This window comes from Duganella sp. AC237 (assembly GCF_979254035.1).
This window is the reverse complement of sequence record NZ_CEEDEW010000003.1, coordinates 2002422-2027293: the sequence shown is the minus strand read 5'-3', so window position 1 is coordinate 2027293 and position 24872 is coordinate 2002422. Positions and strand designations below refer to the sequence as shown.

17 protein-coding genes, 4 tRNA genes, 4 rRNA genes and 1 pseudogene are annotated in these 24872 nt (G+C 58.4%); 12 read left to right on the top strand and 14 right to left on the bottom strand.

Features of this window, described 5'->3' with window-relative positions; genetic code table 11:
- Positions 1-223 precede the first annotated feature (223 nt).
- The 4 genes from AC0IYS_RS09350 to AC0IYS_RS09335 all read right to left on the bottom strand — a co-directional run bounded on the left by AC0IYS_RS09350 (position 224) and on the right by AC0IYS_RS09335 (position 3571).
- Positions 224-299, bottom strand: a tRNA-Ala gene (locus tag AC0IYS_RS09350).
- Between the two features lie 24 nt (positions 300-323).
- A tRNA-Ile gene (locus AC0IYS_RS09345) sits at positions 324-400 on the bottom strand.
- Between the two features lie 80 nt (positions 401-480).
- Positions 481-2009 (bottom strand): 16S ribosomal RNA (locus AC0IYS_RS09340).
- A 353-nt stretch (positions 2010-2362) separates the two neighbouring features.
- The gene (locus AC0IYS_RS09335) at positions 2363-3571 is read right to left on the bottom strand and encodes a YbfB/YjiJ family MFS transporter (protein WP_471704889.1); all 1209 of its coding nucleotides are present in this window, start codon (positions 3569-3571) and stop codon (positions 2363-2365) included.
- 80 nt (positions 3572-3651) lie between these two features.
- Here AC0IYS_RS09335 and AC0IYS_RS09330 point away from each other — a divergent pair, with 80 nt between their 5' ends.
- Positions 3652-4266 (top strand): TetR/AcrR family transcriptional regulator, encoded by a 615-nt coding sequence (locus AC0IYS_RS09330; RefSeq protein WP_471704888.1) that lies wholly within the window; start codon positions 3652-3654, stop codon positions 4264-4266.
- A gap of 18 nt (positions 4267-4284) precedes the next feature.
- Here AC0IYS_RS09330 and AC0IYS_RS09325 read toward each other — a convergent pair whose 3' ends face one another.
- A complete protein-coding gene (locus AC0IYS_RS09325) occupies positions 4285-4566 on the bottom strand; it encodes an SDR family NAD(P)-dependent oxidoreductase (protein WP_463451955.1) in 282 nt (93 codons plus the stop codon).
- 188 nt (positions 4567-4754) lie between these two features.
- Between AC0IYS_RS09325 and AC0IYS_RS09320 the strand changes: the two genes are divergently transcribed.
- Together AC0IYS_RS09320 and AC0IYS_RS09315 are read left to right on the top strand one after the other, a co-directional pair.
- Positions 4755-5651: an AraC family transcriptional regulator gene (locus AC0IYS_RS09320; protein ID WP_471708833.1), complete on the top strand. Its 897-nt coding sequence runs from the start codon at positions 4755-4757 to the stop codon at positions 5649-5651.
- 85 nt (positions 5652-5736) lie between these two features.
- Positions 5737-6255, top strand: a complete 519-nt coding sequence (locus AC0IYS_RS09315; protein ID WP_471704887.1) for a porin family protein — start codon at positions 5737-5739, stop codon at positions 6253-6255.
- On the opposite strand, the gene AC0IYS_RS09310 is transcribed toward AC0IYS_RS09315, so the two are convergent.
- A complete protein-coding gene (locus tag AC0IYS_RS09310; protein ID WP_471708832.1) occupies positions 6252-6518 on the bottom strand; it encodes a LysR substrate-binding domain-containing protein in 267 nt (88 codons plus the stop codon). The genes AC0IYS_RS09315 and AC0IYS_RS09310 overlap by 4 nt on opposite strands.
- Before the next feature lie 146 nt (positions 6519-6664).
- Here AC0IYS_RS09310 and AC0IYS_RS09305 point away from each other — a divergent pair.
- Positions 6665-7287: pseudogene (locus tag AC0IYS_RS09305) on the top strand (ABC transporter permease); the annotation flags it as partial.
- 70 nt (positions 7288-7357) lie between these two features.
- Here AC0IYS_RS09305 and rrf read toward each other — a convergent pair.
- The 5 genes from rrf to AC0IYS_RS09280 all read right to left on the bottom strand — a co-directional run bounded on the left by rrf (position 7358) and on the right by AC0IYS_RS09280 (position 12490).
- A 5S ribosomal RNA gene (gene rrf, locus AC0IYS_RS09300) occupies positions 7358-7470 on the bottom strand.
- Positions 7471-7602: 132 nt separating this feature from the next.
- Positions 7603-10475, bottom strand: a 23S ribosomal RNA gene (locus AC0IYS_RS09295).
- A 230-nt stretch (positions 10476-10705) separates the two neighbouring features.
- A tRNA-Ala gene (locus AC0IYS_RS09290) sits at positions 10706-10781 on the bottom strand.
- 24 nt (positions 10782-10805) lie between these two features.
- Positions 10806-10882 (bottom strand) — tRNA-Ile (locus tag AC0IYS_RS09285).
- Positions 10883-10961: 79 nt separating this feature from the next.
- Positions 10962-12490: ribosomal RNA gene (locus AC0IYS_RS09280) — 16S ribosomal RNA — on the bottom strand.
- The 16S, 23S and 5S rRNA genes sit together here with 2 tRNA genes alongside, the layout of an rRNA operon.
- A gap of 531 nt (positions 12491-13021) precedes the next feature.
- On the opposite strand from AC0IYS_RS09280, the gene AC0IYS_RS09275 reads away from it, so the two are divergent.
- The 3 genes from AC0IYS_RS09275 to AC0IYS_RS09265 all read left to right on the top strand — a co-directional run bounded on the left by AC0IYS_RS09275 (position 13022) and on the right by AC0IYS_RS09265 (position 16529).
- On the top strand, positions 13022-14386 hold the full coding sequence (locus AC0IYS_RS09275) for a sensor histidine kinase (RefSeq protein WP_471704886.1): 1365 nt from the start codon (positions 13022-13024) through the stop codon (positions 14384-14386).
- A gap of 76 nt (positions 14387-14462) precedes the next feature.
- The gene (locus AC0IYS_RS09270; protein ID WP_471704885.1) at positions 14463-15224 is read left to right on the top strand and encodes a LytR/AlgR family response regulator transcription factor; all 762 of its coding nucleotides are present in this window, start codon (positions 14463-14465) and stop codon (positions 15222-15224) included.
- 114 nt (positions 15225-15338) lie between these two features.
- Positions 15339-16529 carry a PAS domain-containing sensor histidine kinase gene (locus tag AC0IYS_RS09265; protein ID WP_471704884.1) on the top strand — a complete coding sequence of 397 codons (1191 nt, stop codon included), beginning with the start codon at positions 15339-15341 and terminating at the stop codon, positions 16527-16529.
- Here AC0IYS_RS09265 and AC0IYS_RS09260 read toward each other — a convergent pair.
- The 3 genes from AC0IYS_RS09260 to AC0IYS_RS09250 form a co-directional block, all read right to left on the bottom strand.
- On the bottom strand, positions 16526-17590 hold the full coding sequence (locus AC0IYS_RS09260) for a porin (protein WP_471708831.1): 1065 nt from the start codon (positions 17588-17590) through the stop codon (positions 16526-16528). The two genes, AC0IYS_RS09265 and AC0IYS_RS09260, sit on opposite strands and share 4 nt — an antisense overlap.
- Positions 17591-17774: 184 nt before the next feature.
- Complete coding sequence (locus AC0IYS_RS09255; protein WP_090315329.1) at positions 17775-18428, bottom strand: class I SAM-dependent methyltransferase; 654 nt, start codon at positions 18426-18428, stop codon at positions 17775-17777.
- Positions 18429-18443: 15 nt separating this feature from the next.
- A complete protein-coding gene (locus AC0IYS_RS09250; RefSeq protein ID WP_471704883.1) occupies positions 18444-19385 on the bottom strand; it encodes a CysB family HTH-type transcriptional regulator in 942 nt (313 codons plus the stop codon).
- Positions 19386-19537: 152 nt separating this feature from the next.
- Between AC0IYS_RS09250 and AC0IYS_RS09245 the strand changes: the two genes are divergently transcribed.
- Genes AC0IYS_RS09245 through AC0IYS_RS09225 form a run of 5 tightly spaced genes read left to right on the top strand, consistent with a single transcriptional unit; the run spans position 19538 to position 24855 of the window.
- A complete protein-coding gene (locus AC0IYS_RS09245; RefSeq protein ID WP_471704882.1) occupies positions 19538-21238 on the top strand; it encodes a nitrite/sulfite reductase in 1701 nt (566 codons plus the stop codon).
- Entirely contained in the window at positions 21231-21830 is a 600-nt protein-coding gene (locus AC0IYS_RS09240) for a DUF934 domain-containing protein (RefSeq protein ID WP_471704881.1), read from the top strand. Before AC0IYS_RS09245 ends, AC0IYS_RS09240 begins: the two co-directional genes overlap by 8 nt.
- Positions 21831-21849: 19 nt before the next feature.
- The gene (locus AC0IYS_RS09235; protein WP_471704880.1) at positions 21850-22605 is read left to right on the top strand and encodes a phosphoadenylyl-sulfate reductase; all 756 of its coding nucleotides are present in this window, start codon (positions 21850-21852) and stop codon (positions 22603-22605) included.
- Positions 22606-22609: 4 nt separating this feature from the next.
- The gene (gene cysD / locus AC0IYS_RS09230) at positions 22610-23539 is read left to right on the top strand and encodes a sulfate adenylyltransferase subunit CysD (RefSeq protein ID WP_330918842.1); all 930 of its coding nucleotides are present in this window, start codon (positions 22610-22612) and stop codon (positions 23537-23539) included.
- A complete protein-coding gene (locus AC0IYS_RS09225; protein ID WP_471704879.1) occupies positions 23539-24855 on the top strand; it encodes a sulfate adenylyltransferase subunit 1 in 1317 nt (438 codons plus the stop codon). The genes cysD and AC0IYS_RS09225 overlap by 1 nt, the downstream gene beginning before the upstream one ends.
- Positions 24856-24872: the final 17 nt, after the last annotated feature.

Sequence of the window (24872 nt, the reverse complement as noted above, 5' to 3'; positions counted from 1 at the left end):
GTTAGCCCCTGCGCCGCTGACCGCGCGTCTACAAGGAGCGTTTATAGGAATAAGAAGTACTACGTTGTTGCGTTTGTTGATACATACAATCATTACCCATCGCGTCACCTGTCGGTGTCGCGATCAATAAAAATTTACTTACTTCTTCCAGATTGTTAAAGAACGTACAGCACTTGATCTCTAAAAGATCAAATCTAAAGGCTTACCCTTACATTTGAACTCTTGGTGGAGGATGACGGGATCGAACCGACGACCCCCTGCTTGCAAAGCAGGTGCTCTCCCAGCTGAGCTAATCCCCCTGAGATTTACTACTAGGGTAAAACTGGTAGGGCTGGTTGGACTCGAACCAACGACCCCCGCGTTATCAACACGGTGCTCTAACCAGCTGAGCTACAGCCCCAAATGCTGTTCTTTATATTGACAGTCGATAAGTGTGAACGCTTGATGAGTGAATCATTTACATGATTCGTGCCACTCTAGAAAGGAGGTGATCCAGCCGCACCTTCCGATACGGCTACCTTGTTACGACTTCACCCCAGTCACGAATCCTACCGTGGTAAGCGCCCTCCTTGCGGTTAAGCTACCTACTTCTGGTAAAACCCGCTCCCATGGTGTGACGGGCGGTGTGTACAAGACCCGGGAACGTATTCACCGCGACATGCTGATCCGCGATTACTAGCGATTCCAACTTCATGCAGTCGAGTTGCAGACTACAATCCGGACTACGATACACTTTCTGCGATTAGCTCCCCCTCGCGGGTTGGCGGCGCTCTGTATGTACCATTGTATGACGTGTGAAGCCCTACCCATAAGGGCCATGAGGACTTGACGTCATCCCCACCTTCCTCCGGTTTGTCACCGGCAGTCTCATTAAGAGTGCCCTTTCGTAGCAACTAATGACAAGGGTTGCGCTCGTTGCGGGACTTAACCCAACATCTCACGACACGAGCTGACGACAGCCATGCAGCACCTGTGTGATGGTTCTCTTTCGAGCACTCCCAAATCTCTCCGGGATTCCATCCATGTCAAGGGTAGGTAAGGTTTTTCGCGTTGCATCGAATTAATCCACATCATCCACCGCTTGTGCGGGTCCCCGTCAATTCCTTTGAGTTTTAATCTTGCGACCGTACTCCCCAGGCGGTCTACTTCACGCGTTAGCTGCGTTACCAAGTCAATTAAGACCCGACAACTAGTAGACATCGTTTAGGGCGTGGACTACCAGGGTATCTAATCCTGTTTGCTCCCCACGCTTTCGTGCATGAGCGTCAGTTTTGACCCAGGGGGCTGCCTTCGCCATCGGTGTTCCTCCACATATCTACGCATTTCACTGCTACACGTGGAATTCTACCCCCTCTGCCAAACTCTAGCCTTGCAGTCTCCATTGCCATTCCCAGGTTGAGCCCGGGGATTTCACAACAGACTTACAAAACCGCCTGCGCACGCTTTACGCCCAGTAATTCCGATTAACGCTTGCACCCTACGTATTACCGCGGCTGCTGGCACGTAGTTAGCCGGTGCTTATTCTTCAGGTACCGTCATTAGGCCTCTGTATTAGAAAGACCCGTTTCTTCCCTGACAAAAGAGCTTTACAACCCGAAGGCCTTCTTCACTCACGCGGCATTGCTGGATCAGGCTTGCGCCCATTGTCCAAAATTCCCCACTGCTGCCTCCCGTAGGAGTCTGGACCGTGTCTCAGTTCCAGTGTGGCTGGTCGTCCTCTCAGACCAGCTACTGATCGATGCCTTGGTAGGCTTTTACCCTACCAACTAGCTAATCAGATATCGGCCGCTCCAGGAGCATGAGGTCTTGCGATCCCCCACTTTCATCCTTAGATCGTATGCGGTATTAGCGTAACTTTCGCTACGTTATCCCCCACTCCAGGGTACGTTCCGATATATTACTCACCCGTTCGCCACTCGCCGCCAGGTTGCCCCGCGCTGCCGTTCGACTTGCATGTGTAAGGCATGCCGCCAGCGTTCAATCTGAGCCAGGATCAAACTCTTCAGTTTAATCTCTGTTACTTTTGCCGTTTTACCGGCACTCTTATTACTAAGAGGTCGCTCACTCAAAATACTGACAGGCCACTACTTTCGTAGCGCCTATTTCATTACTTCTTGTGAACATTTGATATTTTAAGTATCGCGGAACCGAGGTTCCGCGTGCACTTTCATCAAACGTCCACACTTATCGACTGTTAATTTTTAAAGAACTTTGTTTGGTACTGCGTCGCTAACAAATCGTTTTGTCTGTCAGCGAAGAAGGAAGAGTATGAATCGTTTAGACCGTTTCGTCAACCTTCTTTTTCTTCTCGTTTCACTCTGCAACACCTTGTTTTGTGTGCGTCGTTTTGCGAGGAGGCGAACTATAGCAAAGCCCCTCCGGGCTTGGCAAGAACTTTCTTCACACCATCCGCAAGTGCCGCCACCAACAACGCCACGGCCCCAATTCCCATCAACAAACGGTGGTCGCCGCCGCTCTGCGCGAACAGGTAGGAATAGCCATACCCGGCCAACGCCTGGAACAACGCAAACACCGTCGTGGCGCGACTCCACACGGCGCTCTGGCGATGCGCATCGCCGGGCAGTAGCTGATGGACGCGGCCAAGCACAATCGGCACGATGCCGGGCGGGAAGGAGCCGACGACAACGGTCGCCGCGATCAGCACAAAATGATTGTGGGACAACATCATCAACCCGATCACTGCCGCCTGCAGACACAGCGCCAACTGGCCGGTGCGCGTAGGGCCGATGCGATCGGTCAATGCCCCATACACCATCGGGCCGGCAATCGCGCCGATGCCGTAAGCGACCCAGAACAGGGCCGCCGTATGCGTCCCCCATCCCAAACCGCGCGCCACATAGTCGACCAGGAACACCATCAGCGGAACCAGACCAATCGCCATCAAGGCATACTGGACGTATAGTACGTTCAGATCGAAGCGCGCGCTGGCTATGGGCGCGGCCGGCTCCGCGCCTTGAGCAGCGGCGGCATGGGCGTGCCCGGCATGCGGCCAGCAAAACCAGCTTGCGATACTCAGCACCAGCGCCAGCGCACCCAGTCCCAACCACGTCTCGCGCAGGCCGACACCCAGCAACATCGGCACCACCGTGCCCGACGCCGCGATGCCGACGCCCACACCCAGGAATATTGCCCCGCTCGCCATACCCCTGCGCTCGACCGGCACATGCGGCAACACGGTCGACGCCACCAGCACCATGATGATGCCGCCCGATACCCCCGACAACAGGCGCCAGACAAAGAACCAGCTCACCGACAATGGAAACGCGCAGGCAAAGAACGCCAGCGAAGCCAGCATCATCATCACACGCAGCGTCGACCGCGCCGTCAACCGCGCAGCCAGCGGGCGCCCGATCAATGCACCCACCAGATAACCGACCAGATTGGCCGCACCGAGATAGACCACGTCCTGCGCGGCAAACCAGTGCGCCTCGATCAGCGGCGGTATCAGCGGCGTATAGCCGAAGCGTGCCAGGCCGATACCCACCAGGCTGGCGCACAAGCCGGCGAATATAGCGCGGCCGGCGGCGCCCTTGTCTTCTGCGTGATTCATCAACGATCCTTAGTCGTCCATCATGTTTGACAGCATAGTCAAACTTGACACCACTGTCAAGAATGGCGATAATCCGCTCCATGTCAGGCATAAAACAATTCAACGAAGAAGAAACGCTGGAGCGCGCGATGCACGTTTTCTGGCGACAGGGCTACGCCTCGACCTCGATGCAGGACTTGGCGCAGGCCACCGGCGTGCTGCGCGGGTCGCTTTATAACGCTTATGGCGACAAGCAATCGATCTTTTTGCTGGCGTTCGCCCGTTACAAGCAACGCTATCTGGCGGCGGCGCGGGAACGGATGCTGGCGGACGATCCCGTCGAGGCGCTGCGCGATTTCTTCGGTTACGTCATCGGTTCGATGTCGCAACCCATCCCCCAACATGACGATACGCCCTCCTCGTCCACGCGCGGCTGCCTGACGACCAAAATAGCCACCGACGAAACAGCGATGGACGACGCGGTGCGCCAGGCCTTGCGCGGCATGCTGGAAGGATTGGGGGAGGTATTGGAGGAACGGCTGTCGGCGCCCGACGCCGTCGCGCGGCTGCGCCTGCCGCCTAAGGACGCCACACGTTTGCTGGTCACGTTCACACGCGGCAATGTGGTGATGGAACGCATCTACCACGCGCCCGAAGAACTTCAGGCCACGGCCGACACGCTGTTGCAAATACTGTTTACGCCGAAAGCTGCCTAGGCGAGCGGCACCACGTCCTCAGCAATTATTGATGACGACGTCGATACGCTTGTGGACGTCTTCGGCAAACGCCAGGAATTCGCGCATTTCCTCCGGCCGCGAGACGTCCAGTGCGAACCACTCCGCCGAACCGCCGGCGCTGCGGATCTCCGTCACCAGCGCATGCAACTTGGCGGAGCGCCGCGCCCCCAGCACCACGTGATGGCCCTCGCCGGCCAACTGGCGCGCGGTGGCAGGACCGCTGCCCCGGCTGGCGCCAGCAATCAGTATCACCTTTCGATTGGTGTGTGTAGCAGTCATGATGCGGTCCTTTCAATGGCAATAAAACCAGACTGCATCATACGAACATCCGGCGATGCTGCGAATGCACATGCCTATGTGTTTCTTGCCTAATCCTATACATCGTCAATAGTCCCGTAGCCACGGCCGCCGGTTTGATGGATCATTCCTATTCATTACTGTACGCTTGGAGAAATTAATTGGAACGCATGATCGCTCTGCACACCAGTCTGGCAAAGCACGACGGCTACACCGAGACGGCGCTCGAAGACGTGCGCCTGACCCGCGCCACGGAAAGCGTGACCAAGGCGCCGGCCATGTCCGACCCGTGCATCGCCATCGTGCTGCAGGGCCGCAAGCGCGCCCACTTCGGCGACGACGTGCTGCAGTTCGACGCCGAACATTACCTGGTGGTGGCCATTCCCACGCCGTTCCTCAGCGCCACCGAGGCGTCGGTCGAGGAACCGTTCATGGGTCTGGTCATCCGCGTCGACCGCACCACGCTGGCCGACCTGATGTTTGCCATCGACCAGACGGCCAACGAAGTGCCGGCCATGCCCAAGGGAATGATGACCACGCGGATGGACCAACGCCTGCGCGAAACCGTGTTGCGCCTGATGGAGGCGCTGAACTCGCCGCTGGAGGCACGCGTGCTCGGTCCCGCCATCGTGCGTGAAATCTGCTTCCGCGTGCTGATGGGCGAGCAAGGCGCGGCGATGCGCGCCGCGCTGACCAGCCAGGGCCAGTTTGGCCGGATCGCCAAGGCGCTGCGCCGCATCCACGCCGATTGCGCGGCGGACATGGATGTCGGCATGCTGGCGGCCGAGGCCAGCATGAGCGTGCCGGCATTCCACGTGCACTTCAAATCGGTGACGCACTGCTCACCGATCCAGTATCTGAAGTCGGCCCGGCTGCACCAGGCGCGGCTGCTGATGGCGCGCAGCGACATCACGGCGCAGGCGGCGTCGGCCAAGGTCGGCTACGAAAGTCCGTCGCAGTTCAGCCGCGAATTCAAACGCTACTTCGGCCGCAGTCCCGGCGAGGAAGCCGAGGCGATGCGCCGCATGCTGGCGCCCCAGCCGGCGGAAACGGCAAGGTTGCCGTAAAGATAATTTGAGGGTAGGATGCGGGGCGGATGGCATTGCAAATAAACCAATGCCGCCATTTACAGTCTCACCTTTAAGGAACTATATGCGACTCTTGATCATCGCGGCGGCCGCGCTTGCCGTTGCCGGCCCATCGTTTGCGGCCCCGTTCGAACCCGGCGTCTATCTCGGCGTCTCCGGCGGACGCGCCTCGGTCTCGTCCAAATACGTGGACAACAGCAGTGACTTTTCGGTCGGCGGCGCGATCGGCTACCAGTACAGCCCCAACTTCGGCTTTGACGTCTATACCCGGGGCCTGAGCCTTAATCCGTTCCGCGGCATGTTCACCGAGGCAGGCTACTACCCGGATCGCACCTACGGCATCGCCGTCCAGGGCACCGTGCCCCTCAACGAGCGCGTCAGCCTGTTCGGCCGCGCCGGCATCGGCCGCACCTCGATGCAGGGCAACCGCAGCGACCTGCCCGACCGCGATGAAACCGATCCGATGGTTGGCGTCGGCGTCAGCTACGCCTTCAGCCGCCAATGGTCGATTGGCGTGGACGCCAGCTACTTGACCAAAACCGAAGTGTCGCTGTTCTCGTTCGGCGCGCGCTTCAATTTCTAGGCGCAACCGCGCACGATCCACTCGCTCAGGCTGTCGAGCGCTTCCCACGGCTCGCGGCCGTGGGGGCGCACCAGGAAGTAGCCGCGCGGTGTGCTCAGTGCCGGCGCCGGCAGCGTGACCAACTGGCCGTCGCGCACCAGCTCATCCACGAGTGGGCGCCAGCCCAGCGCCACCCGGCGTCCAGCGACCGCCGCCTGGATCAGCAACGGGTAATTGCCCAGGGTCAGGCTCGGAATATCCACACGATGGCGCGACGCCGCCAGCCGGCGCCTCCTTCCCGCGCTACATCGCCGGCCGCAGCCTGCTCACGCGCCAGCGCCAGGGGCTGAGATGTTCGAACAACTCCATCAATATTTGCCGCTGGGAGATGCGGTCAACGCGGCGGTCCGTTTGCTCATCGATCACAACCTGGCGCTTCGCGGTTTTTGCGGGATTGTCCTTGTTGTTGATCGCGGTGCTGGGCTATTGGCCGCAGATGATCGTCACCTTGGGACTGACCTTGTCGGCTACATTGATCAGCCTGGCCTTGGGCGTGCCGCTTGGAATTTTAGCGGCGAGGAACTGGCATGTGCACGCGGTGCTGTGCCCGGTGCTGGATTTCATGCAGACCATGCCGGCCTTTATTTATCTGATCCCGGCGGTGATGCTGTTCGGTCTCGGTCGCGTGCCGTGCATCATCGCCACTGTGATTTTCGCGATGCCGCCGGCGGTGCGGCTGACCACCATCGGGATTTTGCAGGTGGACAGGAACAACTGGAGGCCGGGCAGGCGTTTGGCGCCAGTGGCTGGCAGTTGCTGGTCAAGGTGCAATTGCCGCTGGCCTTGCCGGCGCCGATGGGCGGCATCAATCAAACCATCATAATGGCCTTGTCGATGGTGATCGTCACGTCGATGGTCGGCGCCGGTGGCTTGGGCAGGGAGGTATTAAGCGGCATCCAGCAGCTGGACGCCGGATTGGGATTCGAAAGCGGCTTATGCGTGGTGTTGTTGGCGATCATATTGGACCGCATCACACAAAGTCGGGAACGATAAGGATTTGCGCGTCGTATGGACGAAAAAAAGCCCCGACCAGATCACTGGAAGGGGCTTTTTAATATAACTAGCCTGACGATAACCTACTTTCACACTGGTTGCAGCACTATCATCGGCGCAGAGTTGTTTCACGGTCCTGTTCGGGATGGGAAGGGGTGGGACCAACTTGCTATGGTCATCAGGCATTGACTTGTACGAGCCGCGTTCTTGTGAACGTTGCTCAGAATCTGGAGAAGTAAGTAAATGGGGTAATGAAGTTGTGTATCAACGAACGCCTCAACGCACTTCTTATTCACCATAACCTGCTAAGGTTATAGGGACAAGCCGTACGGGCAATTAGTATCAGTTAGCTTAATGCATTACTGCACTTCCACACCTGACCTATCAACGTCCTGGTCTCGAACGACCCTTCAAAGAGCTCAAGGCTCTGGGAAATCTCATCTTAAGGCAAGTTTCCCGCTTAGATGCTTTCAGCGGTTATCTCTTCCAGACTTAGCTACCCGGCAATGCCACTGGCGTGACAACCGGTACACCAGAGGTCTGTCCACTCCGGTCCTCTCGTACTAGGAGCAGCCCCCTTCAAATTTCCAACGCCCACGGCAGATAGGGACCAAACTGTCTCACGACGTTTTAAACCCAGCTCACGTACCACTTTAAATGGCGAACAGCCATACCCTTGGGACCGGCTACAGCCCCAGGATGTGATGAGCCGACATCGAGGTGCCAAACTCCCCCGTCGATATGAACTCTTGGGAGGAATCAGCCTGTTATCCCCAGAGTACCTTTTATCCGTTGAGCGATGGCCCTTCCATACAGAACCACCGGATCACTATGTCCTACTTTCGTACCTGCTCGACTTGTCAGTCTCGCAGTTAAGCACGCTTATGCCATTGCACTATTAGCACGATGTCCGACCGTACCTAGCGTACCTTCGAACTCCTCCGTTACACTTTAGGAGGAGACCGCCCCAGTCAAACTGCCTACCATGCACTGTCCCCGACCCGGATAACGGGCCAAGGTTAGAACCTCAAATGAACCAGGGTGGTATTTCAAGGTTGGCTCCACGAGAACTGGCGTCCCCGCTTCAAAGCCTCCCACCTATCCTACACAGATTGATTCAAAGTCCAATGCAAAGCTACAGTAAAGGTTCATGGGGTCTTTCCGTCTAGCCGCGGGTAGATTGCATCATCACAAACACTTCAACTTCGCTGAGTCTCGGGAGGAGACAGTGTGGCCATCGTTACGCCATTCGTGCAGGTCGGAACTTACCCGACAAGGAATTTCGCTACCTTAGGACCGTTATAGTTACGGCCGCCGTTTACTGGGACTTCAATCAAGAGCTTGCACCCCATCATTTAATCTTCCAGCACCGGGCAGGCGTCACACCCTATACGTCCACTTTCGTGTTTGCAGAGTGCTGTGTTTTTATTAAACAGTCGCAGCCACCAGTTTATTGCAACCCGTTCACCCTACTGAAGTAAATCAGCCAAGCTACAAGGGCGTACCTTTTCCCGAAGTTACGGTACCAATTTGCCGAGTTCCTTCTCCCGAGTTCTCTCAAGCGCCTTAGAATACTCATCTCGCCCACCTGTGTCGGTTTGCGGTACGGTCTCGTATGACTGAAGCTTAGAGGCTTTTCTTGGAACCACTTCCGATTGCTTCGAGACCTAAGTCTCTCGTCCCACTCCCTTGAATTACGCGCCCGGATTTGCCTAAGCGCCTTCTATGAAGCAGCAACCAACTATTCCAACAGTTGGACAACCTTCCGCGATCCGTCCCCCCATCGCATCATACGACGGTGCAGGAATATTAACCTGCTTCCCATCAGCTACGCATCTCTGCCTCGCCTTAGGGGCCGACTCACCCTGCTCCGATGAACGTTGAACAGGAAACCTTGGGCTTACGGCGTGGGGGCTTTTCACCCCCATTATCGCTACTCATGTCAGCATTCGCACTTCTGATACCTCCAGCATCCTTTACAAGACACCTTCGCAGGCTTACAGAACGCTCTCCTACCATATGCTTACGCATATCCGCAGCTTCGGTGACTGGCTTAGCCCCGTTACATCTTCCGCGCAGGACGACTCGATCAGTGAGCTATTACGCTTTCTTTAAATGATGGCTGCTTCTAAGCCAACATCCTGACTGTTTTAGCCTTCCCACTTCGTTTTCCACTTAGCCAATCTTTGGGACCTTAGCTGGCGGTCTGGGTTGTTTCCCTCTTGACGCCGGACGTTAGCACCCGACGTCTGTCTCCCAAGCTCGCACTCATCGGTATTCGGAGTTTGCAATGGTTTGGTAAGTCGCGATGACCCCCTAGCCATAACAGTGCTCTACCCCCGATGGTGATACTTGAGGCACTACCTAAATAGTTTTCGGAGAGAACCAGCTATTTCCAAGTTTGTTTAGCCTTTCACCCCTACCCACAGCTCATCCCCTAATTTTTCAACATTAGTGGGTTCGGACCTCCAGTGCGTGTTACCGCACCTTCATCCTGGCCATGAGTAGATCACTTGGTTTCGGGTCTACACCCAGCGACTATCGCCCTGTTCGGACTCGATTTCTCTACGGCTTCCCTATATGGTTAACCTTGCCACTGAATGTAAGTCGCTGACCCATTATACAAAAGGTACGCAGTCACGGAACAAGTCCGCTCCTACTGTTTGTATGCACACGGTTTCAGGATCTATTTCACTCCCCTCCCGGGGTTCTTTTCGCCTTTCCCTCACGGTACTGGTTCACTATCGGTCGATTACGAGTATTTAGCCTTGGAGGATGGTCCCCCCATATTCAGACAGGATTTCTCGTGTCCCGCCCTACTTGTCGCACGCTTAGTTCCACACATCGCATTTCACATACGGGGCTATCACCCGCTATGGCTCCTATTTCCAGAGGATTCTGTTATGCGTCATGCTAAAACGTGCAGGCTCTTCCCATTTCGCTCGCCACTACTTTGGGAATCTCGGTTGATTTATTTTCCTGCAGCTACTTAGATGTTTCAGTTCGCCGCGTTCGCTTTGCATACCTATGTATTCAGTATGCAATGACCTAAAAGGCCGGGTTTCCCCATTCGGAAATCTGCGGATCAAAGCTTGTTTGCTAGCTCCCCGCAGCTTATCGCAAGCTACTACGTCCTTCATCGCCTGTAATCGCCAAGGCATCCACCATGTGCACTTATTCACTTGTCCCTATAACGTTAGCCCCTGCGCCGCTGACCGCGCGTCTACAAGGAGCGTTTATAGGAATAAGAAGTACTACGTTGTTGCGTTTGTTGATACATACAATCATTACCCATCGCGTCACCTGTCGGTGTCGCGATCAATAAAAATTTACTTACTTCTTCCAGATTGTTAAAGAACGTACAGCACTTGATCTCTAAAAGATCAAATCTAAAGGCTTACCCTTACATTTGAACTCTTGGTGGAGGATGACGGGATCGAACCGACGACCCCCTGCTTGCAAAGCAGGTGCTCTCCCAGCTGAGCTAATCCCCCTGAGATTTACTACTAGGGTAAAACTGGTAGGGCTGGTTGGACTCGAACCAACGACCCCCGCGTTATCAACACGGTGCTCTAACCAGCTGAGCTACAGCCCCAAATGCTGTTCTTTATATTGACAGTCGATAAGTGTGAACGCTTGATGAGTGAGTTATTGCTAACTCAGTGCCACTCTAGAAAGGAGGTGATCCAGCCGCACCTTCCGATACGGCTACCTTGTTACGACTTCACCCCAGTCACGAATCCTACCGTGGTAAGCGCCCTCCTTGCGGTTAAGCTACCTACTTCTGGTAAAACCCGCTCCCATGGTGTGACGGGCGGTGTGTACAAGACCCGGGAACGTATTCACCGCGACATGCTGATCCGCGATTACTAGCGATTCCAACTTCATGCAGTCGAGTTGCAGACTACAATCCGGACTACGATACACTTTCTGCGATTAGCTCCCCCTCGCGGGTTGGCGGCGCTCTGTATGTACCATTGTATGACGTGTGAAGCCCTACCCATAAGGGCCATGAGGACTTGACGTCATCCCCACCTTCCTCCGGTTTGTCACCGGCAGTCTCATTAGAGTGCCCTTTCGTAGCAACTAATGACAAGGGTTGCGCTCGTTGCGGGACTTAACCCAACATCTCACGACACGAGCTGACGACAGCCATGCAGCACCTGTGTGATGGTTCTCTTTCGAGCACTCCCAAATCTCTCCGGGATTCCATCCATGTCAAGGGTAGGTAAGGTTTTTCGCGTTGCATCGAATTAATCCACATCATCCACCGCTTGTGCGGGTCCCCGTCAATTCCTTTGAGTTTTAATCTTGCGACCGTACTCCCCAGGCGGTCTACTTCACGCGTTAGCTGCGTTACCAAGTCAATTAAGACCCGACAACTAGTAGACATCGTTTAGGGCGTGGACTACCAGGGTATCTAATCCTGTTTGCTCCCCACGCTTTCGTGCATGAGCGTCAGTTTTGACCCAGGGGGCTGCCTTCGCCATCGGTGTTCCTCCACATATCTACGCATTTCACTGCTACACGTGGAATTCTACCCCCCTCTGCCAAACTCTAGCCTTGCAGTCTCCATTGCCATTCCCAGGTTGAGCCCGGGGATTTCACAACAGACTTACAAAACCGCCTGCGCACGCTTTACGCCCAGTAATTCCGATTAACGCTTGCACCCTACGTATTACCGCGGCTGCTGGCACGTAGTTAGCCGGTGCTTATTCTTCAGGTACCGTCATTAGGCCTCTGTATTAGAAAGACCCGTTTCTTCCCTGACAAAAGAGCTTTACAACCCGAAGGCCTTCTTCACTCACGCGGCATTGCTGGATCAGGCTTGCGCCCATTGTCCAAAATTCCCCACTGCTGCCTCCCGTAGGAGTCTGGACCGTGTCTCAGTTCCAGTGTGGCTGGTCGTCCTCTCAGACCAGCTACTGATCGATGCCTTGGTAGGCTTTTACCCTACCAACTAGCTAATCAGATATCGGCCGCTCCAGGAGCATGAGGTCTTGCGATCCCCCACTTTCATCCTTAGATCGTATGCGGTATTAGCGTAACTTTCGCTACGTTATCCCCCACTCCAGGGTACGTTCCGATATATTACTCACCCGTTCGCCACTCGCCGCCAGGTTGCCCCGCGCTGCCGTTCGACTTGCATGTGTAAGGCATGCCGCCAGCGTTCAATCTGAGCCAGGATCAAACTCTTCAGTTTAATCTCTGTTACTTTTGCCGTTTTACCGGCACTCTTATTACTAAGAGGTCGCTCACTCAAAATACTGACAGGCCACTACTTTCGTAGCGCCTATTTCATTACTTCTTGTGAACATTTGATATTTTAAGTATCGCGGAACCGAAGCTCCGCGTGCACTTTCATCAAACGTCCACACTTATCGACTGTTAATTTTTAAAGAACGTGTATTCGGTGATACTGGTACTGCTTGCACGCTTGACAAATCGTTTTGTTCGTCAGCGCAGAAGAAAGAGTATGAAGCGTTTCGCTTATTTCGTCAACCCCTCAGCCACTTCTTCTTTTCTCGTTTCACTCTGCATTTGCATGCGTCGTTTTGCGAGGAGGCGAACTATAGCAAAGCGCCCACAGGCTTGGCAAGCGCTTTTTCTGTTCCCCTCTCCACGCCGTCCAGTCCCTATTTCTTGCAGACTGTCGCATGGGCATGGCGCATCGCCGCCATCACCGTTACAGTTGCATCGTCACAAAACTCATACTCCAGAGTGAAAGCCTTACATGTTTCCTATGCCCAAAACGCAAGACACCCTGAAGACCGCCGCCGCCTGGCTGCATCGCGGCTTCGATGCGACCGCCACCTGGGTGACCCAGCTGTCGTGGTGGAAGTTCCTGGTGTTCGCCGTATTGATGCTGATCGCCGGCTCGATTCTGCAAGATGAGCTATTTTCGTCGAGCCCGGTTCAAGAGGAAGTGGTCCGCAGTGACAAAAAACGCAAAGGCGCCGACACCAATATCGTGATCGACGACAGCGGCATTCGCTTCAATATGCGCGGCAAGCGCAACAAAGATGCCGACAAAGCCGACAGCAGTGTCGACGAGAACGGCGTTCCGCGCGCCGAACCGGCACCCGCGACCGAGCCGGCACCTCCCGCCGAGCCCGAGGCGCCCGCCGAACCTGCTCCGCCAGCCACGCCGAATGTCAAACCCGGCAAGCCCGACAAAACGATCACCCCGGCCGTCCCCGCCCTGCCCACCCTGCCTGGCGAAGAGGTCCACATCGACCTGCCGCCACAAATCGGCGAAGAATTATCCAACGCCATTGAAGAAGCGGTCGACGACGCGGCCGAACAAAAAGTCGCCCGCTACCACGGTCAGGCATCGACCTGGTTCCGCAGCTTCGTCACGTTGCTGGTGCTGGCCCTGTTCGGCATCAAGGCGCTGATGGGCAGCAAAAAACGCGCCGAAGCGGAAACCCAGACCGCCAACGCGGCGGTCGAGCGCGAATCCATGCAGCGCCAGCTGAGCGAAGCGAAGATGCAGATGATGCAGGCGCAAGTCGAGCCGCACTTCTTGTTCAATACGCTGGCGTCGGTCGAGCACCTGATCGAGACAGACCCGCCGCGCGCCTCCGCCATGCAGCGCAGCCTGATCAAATACCTGCGCGCGGTGCTGCCGCAAATGCGCGACAACGCGCTGATCACCAACCTCGGCCGCGAAGCCGACATGGTGGTGGCCTATCTGAACCTGCTGAAAATGCGCATGGAAGAGCGGCTGACGGTCGACTTCGACATCCCCGACGGCCTGCGCAGCGCCGCGTTCCCGCCGATGATGTTGCAGTCGATGGTGGAAAACGCCATCAAGCACGGCCTCGAAGCCAAGCCCCAGGGCGGCACGCTCAAAGTACGCGCCGACGTGGCCCATAATAAACTGCGCGTCATCGTCAGCGACGACGGGCTGGGCTTTGGCGCGGTGCCCAGCGACGGCACCGGACTGGGCCTGATGACCATCCGCGAGCGTCTGAAACTGCTGCACGGCGACCAGGGACAGCTGCTCATCGCGGCCAACAGCCCGAGCGGGGTCGTCGCCACCATCGAGGTGCCGTATCAGCTGGCCAATAAAGAACCCAAGCACGAACCAAAATAAGAGCAATTGATTATTGCGCGGATTCGTTGAATAATTAACCAAATAACCATTCACACTTAATAAGCTGAAACCACCCATGCCTACAGCAATCATTGCCGATGACGAACGTTTGATGCGCGACCAACTGCGCATGCGCCTGGGCCAGGTCTGGCCCGAACTGGAGATCATCGGCGAGGCCAAGAACGGCGACGAGGCGATCGAACTGGTCGACCAGCTCAAGCCGGACTTCACCTTCCTCGATATCCGCATGCCCGGCAAGACCGGCATGGAAGCGGCCACCGTGATCGGCAACAAAAGCCACATCGTGTTCGTGACCGCCTACGACGCCTACGCGGTCGAGGCGTTCGAGCGCGGCGCCGTCGACTACGTGCTCAAGCCGCCCGAGCCCGAGCGTTTGCAGATCACCGTCGACCGCCTCAAGACGCGCCTGAGCAAGCCGGCGGCCGACGTCAACGCCAGCGTGACGGCGATGCTGTCGCAACTGGCCGAGAAAATCACCGCGCCCAAGCCGGCTTATTTGCAGTGGATACAGGCCAGCATCGGCCAGGACCTGCGCATGATTCCGGTCGAGGAAATCCTGTTCTTCCGCTCCGACGAAAAATACACCTGCGTGCAGACCGAGCGCTACGAGGCGCTGATCCGCAAGCCGGTGCGCGACCTGGCCGAGGAGCTCGATCCGGCGCTGTTCTGGCAAATCCACCGCGCTACCCTGGTCAACGTCAACGCCATCGAAGGCGTAACGCGCGACATCCGCGGCCGTCATCTCGTTATGATTAAGGGTAAGTCGGACAAGCTTGAAGTAAGCCGCAGTTTCCTGCATTTGTTCAAGCAGATGTGACGACGATCCATGGACGCCGGCGCCCGGCGTCCGCTTGAGACACGTCAACAGGATTGAAAAGAGATTGCGCTACTGTATCGGTTGCAGCCGCCCTCTCCGGCTGAGGGATGCCGCATGAAAACGCCCGGCCAAGCCAGATCGTTATTCAAGCTGCCCGCCATCAGCGTCGGCGCAGCCTTGTTCGCCCGCTTGTCGTGGCGCCTCGGCTGGTTCTGTTCCAGCGCCGCCTCCGCTGCGCACAAGCGCAGCCGGGGCATTATCCAGCACGCCAGCGACGCCATCATCATCACCGACGAGCACCAGCACATTTTGCAGGCCAACCCATCGGCCGCGGCCATGTTCGGCACCACGGTGCAAGCCATGGAAGGCGTACCGCTCCAGCAATTCATTCCGCGCGACCAGCGCCAGACCGGCGGCAACGCATCCCCGCATTACTTCGGCTCGACCGGCATCCGCCTGCGCATGAAGGGGCGGCGCGCAAGCGACTACGCGGTCACCGGCACGAAGGCCAACGGCCAGCACTTCCCGCTCGAGGGCTCGATCTCATCGCTGTCGGAAAACGGCCACCAGATCTACACCATCATCCTGCGCGACATCACCGAGCGCAAGCAGGTGCAAGAACAGCTCGAACAGTCGTACTCGCAGTTGCGCGAACTGTCGGCGGCGCTGCAAACGATACGGGAAGAGGAACGCAAGCACATCGCCCGCGAACTGCACGACGATCTGGGCCAGTTGCTGGCGACGTTGCGGGTCGATCTGGCGCTGCTGCAACAGAAGTCGAGCGGCGATCCGGCCGCGCGCAAGCTGCAGGCGGGCATGGACGATCTGCTGATGTCGGCCATCACATCGCTGCGGCGCATCGCCAGCAATCTAAGGCCGCGCGCGCTCGACGAGGGTGGTTTGTATTTTGCGCTCGAAAGCCTGCGCCAGGAATTCGTGTCGCGCTACGGCATCTCTTGCCGGTTGCACGCGAATGAAGAGGATCTGATACTCGATGACGCCTACAGCACGGCCATCTTCCGCATCGCGCAGGAAGCGCTGACCAACATCACGCGCCACGCGGAGGCGCAAAACGTCGAGCTGTCGCTGCGACGCTCGGATTCGTCGCTGCAAATTTCGATCCACGACGACGGTCGCGGCATCGCCGAACAGGACATGGACAAGGCATCGTCCTTCGGCCTGATCGGGATGCGCGAACGGGTCTGGGCACTGCAAGGCGACATTTCCATCCTCAGCGACGGCGGCACCCGGATCATCATCCGGTTGCCGCTGCGGTCTCAGGAAAGCGCCTTCGATCCTGCTTAGAACGAGTGACGCACGCCAACGTTGAAGGCTTTGTCGCCCGTACCGGCTTCGTTGTTGTTACCCACGGTGTAGCCGGCGCCGTTCTTGTTCTTGATCTTGGCGTAGGCGATGTACGCGCCGGTACGCTTCGACAGCGCATGCAGGTAACCCACGGCCCACTGATCGGCATCCTGGTTGAAGCGGGTCTTGTCGTTCTTGCGGATCGCCGACGCCATGATGGTGCCGCTGCCAACCGGCACTTGTACGCCGATCAGAATGTCGTTGCTGTCCAGGCTGGCGCGTGGCGCGACAGCGTAGCCATAGGCGTTGGCCACCGGCAGCGCGGCGCTGTTCAGGCCCTTGTCGGCGCCGTAGGCGAAGTAAGCCTTGACGACTTTGAAGTCGTAATTGGCGGCGAACAGGGTGTTGCGGCCCGAGTCGCGGTTCGCTGCCGGGGTGGTGCCGACGGCGACGGTGTCGTTGTTACGGTTGTTGTAGACCAGACGCGCGTTCAGCGGGCCTTGTCCGTAGTTCAGGCCCAGACCGAACTGACGGCCCGCTTCGTTGCTGCCGGCCTGCTCGCCCAGCGCGTACAGCGCTTCGGCGCTGAAGCCCGCGAACACCGGGGTGGCGTAGACGACGGCGTTGCTGACGCGGGTGTTGGCGCCGGCGGCCGGGAACAAGTTCTTGATCGAGCCAGCGTAGCCGGCGCCGAACGGGTCGGCCACCTGGCTCATGGCGTTGTACAGCATGGTGTACTGGCGGCCCAGGGTCAGGGTACCGGCTTCCTTGCTGCGCAGACCGACGAAGGCCTGACGGTTGAACAGTGCGTTGTTGGCATTGTCCAGGGTGCCATCATCGACTTTCAGGCCGGTTTCGATCTGGAAGATCGCCGACAGGCCATTGCCCAGGTCTTCGGTGCCGCGGAAACCCAGACGCGACTGGCTGCCGATACCGCTGGTGACTTTGGTCACGCTGCCGGCCGAGCCGCCGCGCTCGCTGACGATACCGGCATCGACGATACCGTAGATCGTGACGTTCGATTGAGCTTGCGCCTGCGCTGCGAAACCGCCGATGATCATTGCTGCCAGAGTAAGTTTTTTCACTTGATGTTCTCTACTGAAGGTTGAAAGAAAGCTGCACGGGGCGAATCATGCCTATCAATTACTTCAACAATGTGACAACACCAATTTGTTGTAAATCAACATCACTCATGAGAAAAAAGGTAACGCGGCAGCGTTGATCCTCTATCAACCTTCGAACCGCTTATTTTAGCTTGCAGCTCAGCAGGTAGTAGTACTGCAGACGCTCGATGCGAATCTGCTTGGCCGACGCCGCGAAGCGCTTGCGCAGGGTGCTGTCGGTCAGGTAATTGTGCATCACCTCGTAGCGCTGGCCGTCGTCCGCCGTCAGGATCTGGAAAGTGTTGCCTTCCAGGTCGGTGCGGGCGAACACCATCGTATCGCCATCGACATACGATTCGTCGAGCAATACCAGCATCACATCCTTGCCCAGCTTGGCGCGCAGGGTCTTCAGGTACTTCTCCTGGTCCTCGCGCTTGACGTGGGTCCACAGCCCGGCGGCGAACACGGCGGTATATTTTCCTTCCAGGTCGTCGGGCAAATTGAACGCGTCCATCACGCCGAAGGTCACGACGTCCTCGTCCAGGCCGCGCGTCTCGGCCAGCGCGATCATTTCCGGCAGCAGATCGGTGGCGTGGACGGAATCGGCCACCTCGGCGATCAAATCGGTCCAATAGGCGGTGCCGCAGGCCAGTTCCAGCACCTTGTGACCCTGGAACAGCTCGGCGACCATTTCCTGCAGGTCGTCCAGATCGTCGAAGCGCTCTTCGCGCGCGTAGACCTGGTCGTAGTTGTCGGCATTGACGGCATAGAATTGTGCCAACTGATTGGTAATCATGGTAGTGCTTTCTAGTTACAGTTCGTAGTGCTCTTTTTCACCGCTCATGGCTTGCTCGATCAACTTGCGGTTGAGCGTGGGGGCCAGCAGTTCAATAAAGGTATATATATAGCTGCGCAGATAGGCGCCCTGCTTGACCGCCACCCGCGACACATTCATGCCGAACAGATGGCCGACAGGGATGGCGCGCAGGTTCTTGTCGCGCTCGGCGTCATAGGCCATCCCCGCTATGATACCAATCCCCATGCCCAACTCCACATAGGTCTTGATCACATCGGCGTCTATGGCTTCCAGCAACACGTCCAGCTTCAGCCCGCGCAGGGAAAACGCGTGGTCTATCTTGCTGCGGCCGGCGAAGGCGCCATCGTACGTGATGATCGGGAATGCGGCAATTTCTTCCAGGGTCACCTGCTTCGATTTAAGCAAAGGATGGTCCGGCGCCACCACCACCACGTGCTCCCATTGATAACAAGGCAACGTTATCAGGCCGGCAATGCCGGCGATGGATTCGGTGGCGATCGCCAGGTCGGCCTGGTCGCGCTGGACCATTTCGGCGATCTGCTGCGGATTGCCTTGCAATAAAGACAAGCGCACCTTGGGAAACTTCAGCATGAAGGCTTGCACCACCTTCGGCAAGGTGTAGCGCGCCTGCGTGTGCGTGGTGGCGATGGTGAAGCTGCCGCTGTCCTGGGCCGCGTATTCCTTGCCGATTCGCTTGAGGCTGTCGATTTCCTGCATAATCAACTCCACCGACTGCAACACCAGCCTTCCCGGCTCGGTCAGGCCGCGTATGCGCTTGCCGTGGCGGGTGAAGATATCGACGCCGAGCTCCTCCTCCAGTTCGATAATCGCCTTCGAGACGCCCGGCTGCGACGTAAAAAGGGCCTTGGCGGCGTCGGTCAGGTTGTAGTTCTGGCGCACGGCCTCGCGCACGAAGCGCAGTTGGTGGAGATTCATCTAGTCTTGGCCCATCTTAAAATTATTAGCGTCCATGCTTATGCCCAATCCTTATATAAGCAAATAAAGACTAAGTCGTTTGGAATAAAGACGAAGTTTATTACTATTAGCGCTAGTGTGGGGATTCTAGCAAGCTACTATCTAGGAAGAATATGTATCAATACGACCAGTACGACCATCTTATCGTGCGTGAACGCATCGCACAGTACCGCGACCAGGTACGGCGCCGCCTCTCCGATGAGCTGACGGAAGCCGAATTCGTGCCGCTGCGCCTGCAGAACGGCCTGTACATGCAACGTCACGCCTACATGCTGCGCATCGCCGTGCCTTACGGTTTGTTGTCGTCCAAGCAAATGCGCATGTTCGCCCACATTGCCCGCAAGTACGACCGCGGCTATGGCCACTTCACCACCCGCCAGAACATCCAGTTTAACTGGGTCGAGCTGGAACAGACCCCGGACATCCTCAGCGACCTGGCCTCGGTGGAGATGCACGCCATCCAGACCTCGGGCAACTGCATCCGCAACACCACGTCCGATCCGTACGCCGGCGTCGCCGCCGACGAGATCATCGATCCGCGCCCCTACGCGGAAGTGCTGCGCCAGTGGTCGACCTTCCACCCCGAATTCATCGCCCTGCCCCGTAAGTTCAAGGTCGCCATCAACGGCGCCGTCGAAGACCGCGCCGCCATCGCCGTGCACGACATCGGCCTGACCGTGGTGCGCAACGAGGCCGGCGAGATCGGCTTCAAGTTCATGGCCGGCGGCGGCATGGGCCGCACCCCGATTCTGGGCAGCGTGATCCGCGAATTCCTGCCGTGGCAGCACCTGCTGACCTACACCGAAGCCGTGATGCGCGTGTATAACCAGTACGGCCGCCGCGACAACAAGTACAAGGCCCGCATCAAGATCCTGCTGAAAGCCATCGGCGTCGAGGAATTCACGCGCCAGGTCGAAGCCGAATGGGTCGATCTCAAAGACGGTCCGGAAACCTTGACCGTCGAAGAGATGCAGCGCGTGATCGACTACTTCCAGCCGCCGGCCTACAAGCAGCTGGACGACAGCGACGTCACCGCCGCGCCGGAAGCGGCCGGCAACAAGGCCTTCGCCAACTGGGTCAACCGCAACGTCAAGCCGCACAAGCAGCCCGGCTACGCGGCCGTGGTGCTGTCGCTGAAAAAGACCGGCGTTCCGCCTGGCGACGCCACCGCCGAACAGATCGACTTCATGGCCGACCTGTCGGACAAATACAGCTTCGGCGAACTGCGCGTCACGCACGAGCAGAACATCGTGCTGGCCGACGTCGAGCAGTCGCAGTTGTTCACCCTGTGGCAGCAAGTGAAGGCCAAGGGCCTGGCGACGCCGAACATCGGCCTGCTGACCGACATGATCTGCTGCCCGGGCGGCGACTTCTGCTCGCTGGCCAACGCCAAGTCGATCCCGATCGCCGCCGCCATCGCCGAGCGCTTCGACGACATCGACTACCAGCACGACATCGGCGAGATCGAACTGAATATCTCCGGCTGCATCAACGCCTGCGGCCACCACCACGTTGGCAGCATCGGCGTGCTCGGTGTCGACAAGGACGGCAGCGAATGGTATCAGGTGTCGATCGGCGGCTCGCAGGGCAACCACTCGGCCATCGGCAAGATCATCGGACCGTCGTTCTCTGCGCTGCAAATGCCGGAAGTGATCGCCCGCCTGCTGCAGGTCTATGTGCGCGAGCGCTTCGAGGACGAATCGTTCGCCGCCTGCGCGCAGCGACTGGGCGTCGCACCGTTCAAGGAATTTGTATACGCCACGCCGATCCCCGAAAAGTCGGGTCGCCTGGTAGGAGAGGATGAATATGTCTGACGCTGTTTCTAAAAATCTGATCATCAAGGGCCGTGAAGTCGTGGAAGACGACTGGCTGGTGCTGCGCCTGGCCGAGCCGGTCGAAGGCGCGCCGCAGATCGACCCGGCCACCGTGGAAGTCCCGGCAGGCAAAATAATCGTGCCGCAAAGCCTGTGGCTGGTGCAGCGCGAGCTGCTGGCCGCGCGCGCCGCCGCCGGCGAGATCGGCGTCTGGATCGCCAGCGATGAACGTCCGGAAGCGATCAAGGACGACCTGTCGCAGTTCGCCGTCATCGCCGTCGACTTCCCGAAATTCACCGACGGCCGCGGCTACTCGATCGCCTACAACCTGCGCATCCGCCTGGGCTGGACCGGCGAACTGCGCGCCATCGGCGACGTGCTGCGCGACCAGCTGTTCCAGATGCAGCGCGTCGGCTTCAACGCCTACGCCACGCGTCCGGACCGCAGCATCCACGATGCGCTCAAGGGCCTGTCCGATTTCTCGGAAACCTACCAGGCGTCCGTGGACCAGAAGCTGCCGCTGTACCGCCGCCACGCCCGTACCTCGGGCGCCGCCGCGCCGGCGGCCAACAACGACGGCGCCGGTATCTGATTGCATGATTGGAGTTTGAATGTCTGACCTGAGCAAGCTGATTGCCGACAGCAGCGCCACGCTGTCGCGCATCGCCAGCGATTTTTCCCCGGCGGTCTTCGCCTCCAGCCTGGCGGCCGAAGACATGGTGCTGACCGATTTGATCCTGAAATCCAAACTGGATATCGGGATCTTCTCGCTCGAAACCGGCCGCCTGCATGACGAAACACTGGCAATGCTCGACAAGGTGAAGTCGCACTATGACGGCTACGAGATCGCCCTGTACAAGCCGCAGCCGGAAGCGGTCGATGCCTACGTCGCGCAGAATGGCCTCAACGCCTTCTACGACAGCATTGAAATGCGCCGCGAGTGCTGCCGCATCCGCAAGGTCGAGCCGCTGGGCCGCGCCCTGGCCGGCAAAAAAGCCTGGGTGACCGGCCAGCGCCGCGCGCAGTCGGCCACCCGCGCCGAGCTGCACGTGCAGGAGGACGATCCGGCGCACGGCATGACCAAGTTCAATCCGCTGGCCGATTGGTCGGAGGAAGACGTGTGGAACTACATCCGCGACAACGGCGTACCGTACAATGCGCTGCACGATCAAGGCTATCCGTCGATCGGCTGCGCGCCATGCACCCGCGCGGTGGAACCGGGCGAGGACGTGCGGGCCGGCCGCTGGTGGTGGGAAAACCCGGACTCCAAGGAATGCGGCCTGCATATGGTCGATGGTAAGCTCATACGTATTAAATCCGTGGCAGCAGAAGATGACTTCATGCGCGCCACAAAAATAATAGGCTAGTCCAATGAACGCTTTAGTTGAAAACAACGTACACGTGAATGCGCGCCACCTCGACGCCCTGGAATCGGAAGCGATCCACATCCTGCGCGAAGTGGCGGCCGAATGCAGCAACCCCGCCCTGCTGTTCTCGGGCGGTAAAGACTCGGTGGTCTTGCTGCGTTTGGCGGAGAAGGCCTTCCGCCCCGGTAAATTCCCGTTCCCGCTGGTGCACGTCGATACCGGCCACAATTTCGCCGAGGTGATCACCTTCCGCGACAAGCGCGTGGCCGAACTGGGCGAGCGACTGATCGTCGGCTCGGTCGAGGACTCGATCAAAAAAGGCACGGTGCGCCTGCGTAATCCGCAAACCGATTCGCGCAACGCCGCGCAAGCGGTCACCCTGCTCGAGACGATCGCCGAACATGGCTTCGACGCCTGCATCGGCGGGGCGCGCCGCGACGAGGAAAAGGCCCGCGCCAAGGAGCGCATCTTCTCCTTCCGCGACGAATTCGGCCAGTGGGACCCGAAATCGCAGCGCCCGGAACTGTGGGACCTGTATAACACCCGCGTGCACCCGGGCGAAAACATGCGCGTGTTCCCGATCTCGAATTGGACCGAACTCGATGTGTGGCAGTACATCGCCCGCGAAAAGCTGGAACTGCCGCCGATCTACTTCGCCCACGAGCGCCAGGTCATTCCGCGCAACGGCCTGCTGGTGCCGCTGACCGACCTGACCCCGCCGCGCGAAGGCGAGACCGTCGAGACCCAGGTGGTGCGCTTCCGCACCGTGGGCGACATTTCCTGCACCTGCCCCGTATCGTCGGACGCGGCGACGGTCGAGGCGATCATCGCCGAAACCGCCATCACCCAGATCACCGAACGCGGCGCCACCCGGATGGACGACCAGACCTCCGAGGCTTCGATGGAAAAACGTAAAAAAGCAGGATACTTCTGATGAACGCTAGCACCACCAATGTAGAAACCCAGACCGAGCGCGGACTTTTACGCTTCATCACCGCCGGTTCCGTCGACGACGGCAAATCCACCTTGATCGGCCGCCTGCTGTTCGACAGCAAAGGCATCTTCGCCGACCAGCTGGACGCGATGTCGCGCTCCAAGCACAAGCGCACCGTCGGCGACGCCGTCGACCTGTCGCTGCTGACCGACGGGCTGGAAGCCGAACGCGAACAAGGCATCACCATCGACGTGGCCTACCGCTACTTCGCCACGCCGAAGCGCAAGTTCATCATCGCCGACACCCCGGGCCACGAGCAGTACACCCGCAACATGGTGACGGGCGCCTCGACCGCCGATGCCGTCATCATCCTGATCGACGTCTCGAAAGTGAAGCTGCGCGAGGACGGCGGCGTCGATCTTCTGATCCAGACCAAGCGCCACTCGACCATCGCCCACCTGCTGCAGATCGAGCACGTGGTCGTCGCCGTCAACAAGATGGACCTGGTGAACTACGACCAGGCGATCTACGACCGCATCGTCAAGGCCTACGGCGAATTCGCCGCCACCCTGGGCCTGAAGGACATCACGCCGATTCCGCTGTCGGCCCTGAGCGGCGACAACGTCGTCGACGCCAGCGAAAAACTGAGCTGGTACAAAGGCCCTACCCTGATCGAGCTGCTCGAATCGCTGTCGGTCTACGATGAATCGCACAACGCGCCGTTCCGCTTCCCGGTGCAGCTGGTGGCGCGCCACAACGGCCACGAAGCCAACGACTTCCGCGGCTACATGGGCCGCATCGAGGCCGGCAAGGTCAGCGTCGGCGACAAGCTGGTGGTGCAACCATCCGGACAGAGCGCCACCGTCAAGGACATCGTCACGCTGGAAGGCTCGCACCAGTCGGCGGTGGTCGGGCAGTCGATCACCTTGCTGCTGAACGAGTACCTGGACATCTCGCGCGGCGACCTGCTGGTCAATGTCGAACAGCCGGCGACCCTGCTCAAGACCTTGAAGGCGGACGTCTGCTGGATGTCCGACGAGCCGCTCGACCAGCGCCGCAAGTACTGGATCAAACACGGCACCAAGCAAACCTCGGCCAAGATCACCGGCATCGAGTCGCTGTTGGACATCAACACGCAGCAGCGACATGACGCCGATGGCCTGAAGCTGAACGACATCGCCCGCATCGGCCTGACCGTCCAGCAGCCGCTGGCGGCCGATGCCTACGCCGACATCCGTGCCACCGGCGCCTTTATCCTGATCGACGAAGTGACCCACCAGACCGTCGCGGCGGGTATGATTCGCCTTTCGGAATAAAGCGGTAATAACGGTAT

Coding starts and splice junctions, on each gene's coding strand:
- AC0IYS_RS09335 (WP_471704889.1), bottom strand. CDS start 3,571: ATGAATCACGCAGAAGACAAGGGCGCCGCCGGCCGCGCTATATTCGCC.
- AC0IYS_RS09330 (WP_471704888.1), top strand. CDS start 3,652: ATGTCAGGCATAAAACAATTCAACGAAGAAGAAACGCTGGAGCGCGCG.
- AC0IYS_RS09325 (WP_463451955.1), bottom strand. CDS start 4,566: ATGACTGCTACACACACCAATCGAAAGGTGATACTGATTGCTGGCGCC.
- AC0IYS_RS09320 (WP_471708833.1), top strand. CDS start 4,755: ATGATCGCTCTGCACACCAGTCTGGCAAAGCACGACGGCTACACCGAG.
- AC0IYS_RS09315 (WP_471704887.1), top strand. CDS start 5,737: ATGCGACTCTTGATCATCGCGGCGGCCGCGCTTGCCGTTGCCGGCCCA.
- AC0IYS_RS09275 (WP_471704886.1), top strand. CDS start 13,022: ATGTTTCCTATGCCCAAAACGCAAGACACCCTGAAGACCGCCGCCGCC.
- AC0IYS_RS09270 (WP_471704885.1), top strand. CDS start 14,463: ATGCCTACAGCAATCATTGCCGATGACGAACGTTTGATGCGCGACCAA.
- AC0IYS_RS09265 (WP_471704884.1), top strand. CDS start 15,339: ATGAAAACGCCCGGCCAAGCCAGATCGTTATTCAAGCTGCCCGCCATC.
- AC0IYS_RS09260 (WP_471708831.1), bottom strand. CDS start 17,590: ATGATCATCGGCGGTTTCGCAGCGCAGGCGCAAGCTCAATCGAACGTC.
- AC0IYS_RS09255 (WP_090315329.1), bottom strand. CDS start 18,428: ATGATTACCAATCAGTTGGCACAATTCTATGCCGTCAATGCCGACAAC.
- AC0IYS_RS09250 (WP_471704883.1), bottom strand. CDS start 19,385: ATGAATCTCCACCAACTGCGCTTCGTGCGCGAGGCCGTGCGCCAGAAC.
- AC0IYS_RS09245 (WP_471704882.1), top strand. CDS start 19,538: ATGTATCAATACGACCAGTACGACCATCTTATCGTGCGTGAACGCATC.
- AC0IYS_RS09240 (WP_471704881.1), top strand. CDS start 21,231: ATGTCTGACGCTGTTTCTAAAAATCTGATCATCAAGGGCCGTGAAGTC.
- AC0IYS_RS09235 (WP_471704880.1), top strand. CDS start 21,850: ATGTCTGACCTGAGCAAGCTGATTGCCGACAGCAGCGCCACGCTGTCG.
- cysD (WP_330918842.1), top strand. CDS start 22,610: ATGAACGCTTTAGTTGAAAACAACGTACACGTGAATGCGCGCCACCTC.
- AC0IYS_RS09225 (WP_471704879.1), top strand. CDS start 23,539: ATGAACGCTAGCACCACCAATGTAGAAACCCAGACCGAGCGCGGACTT.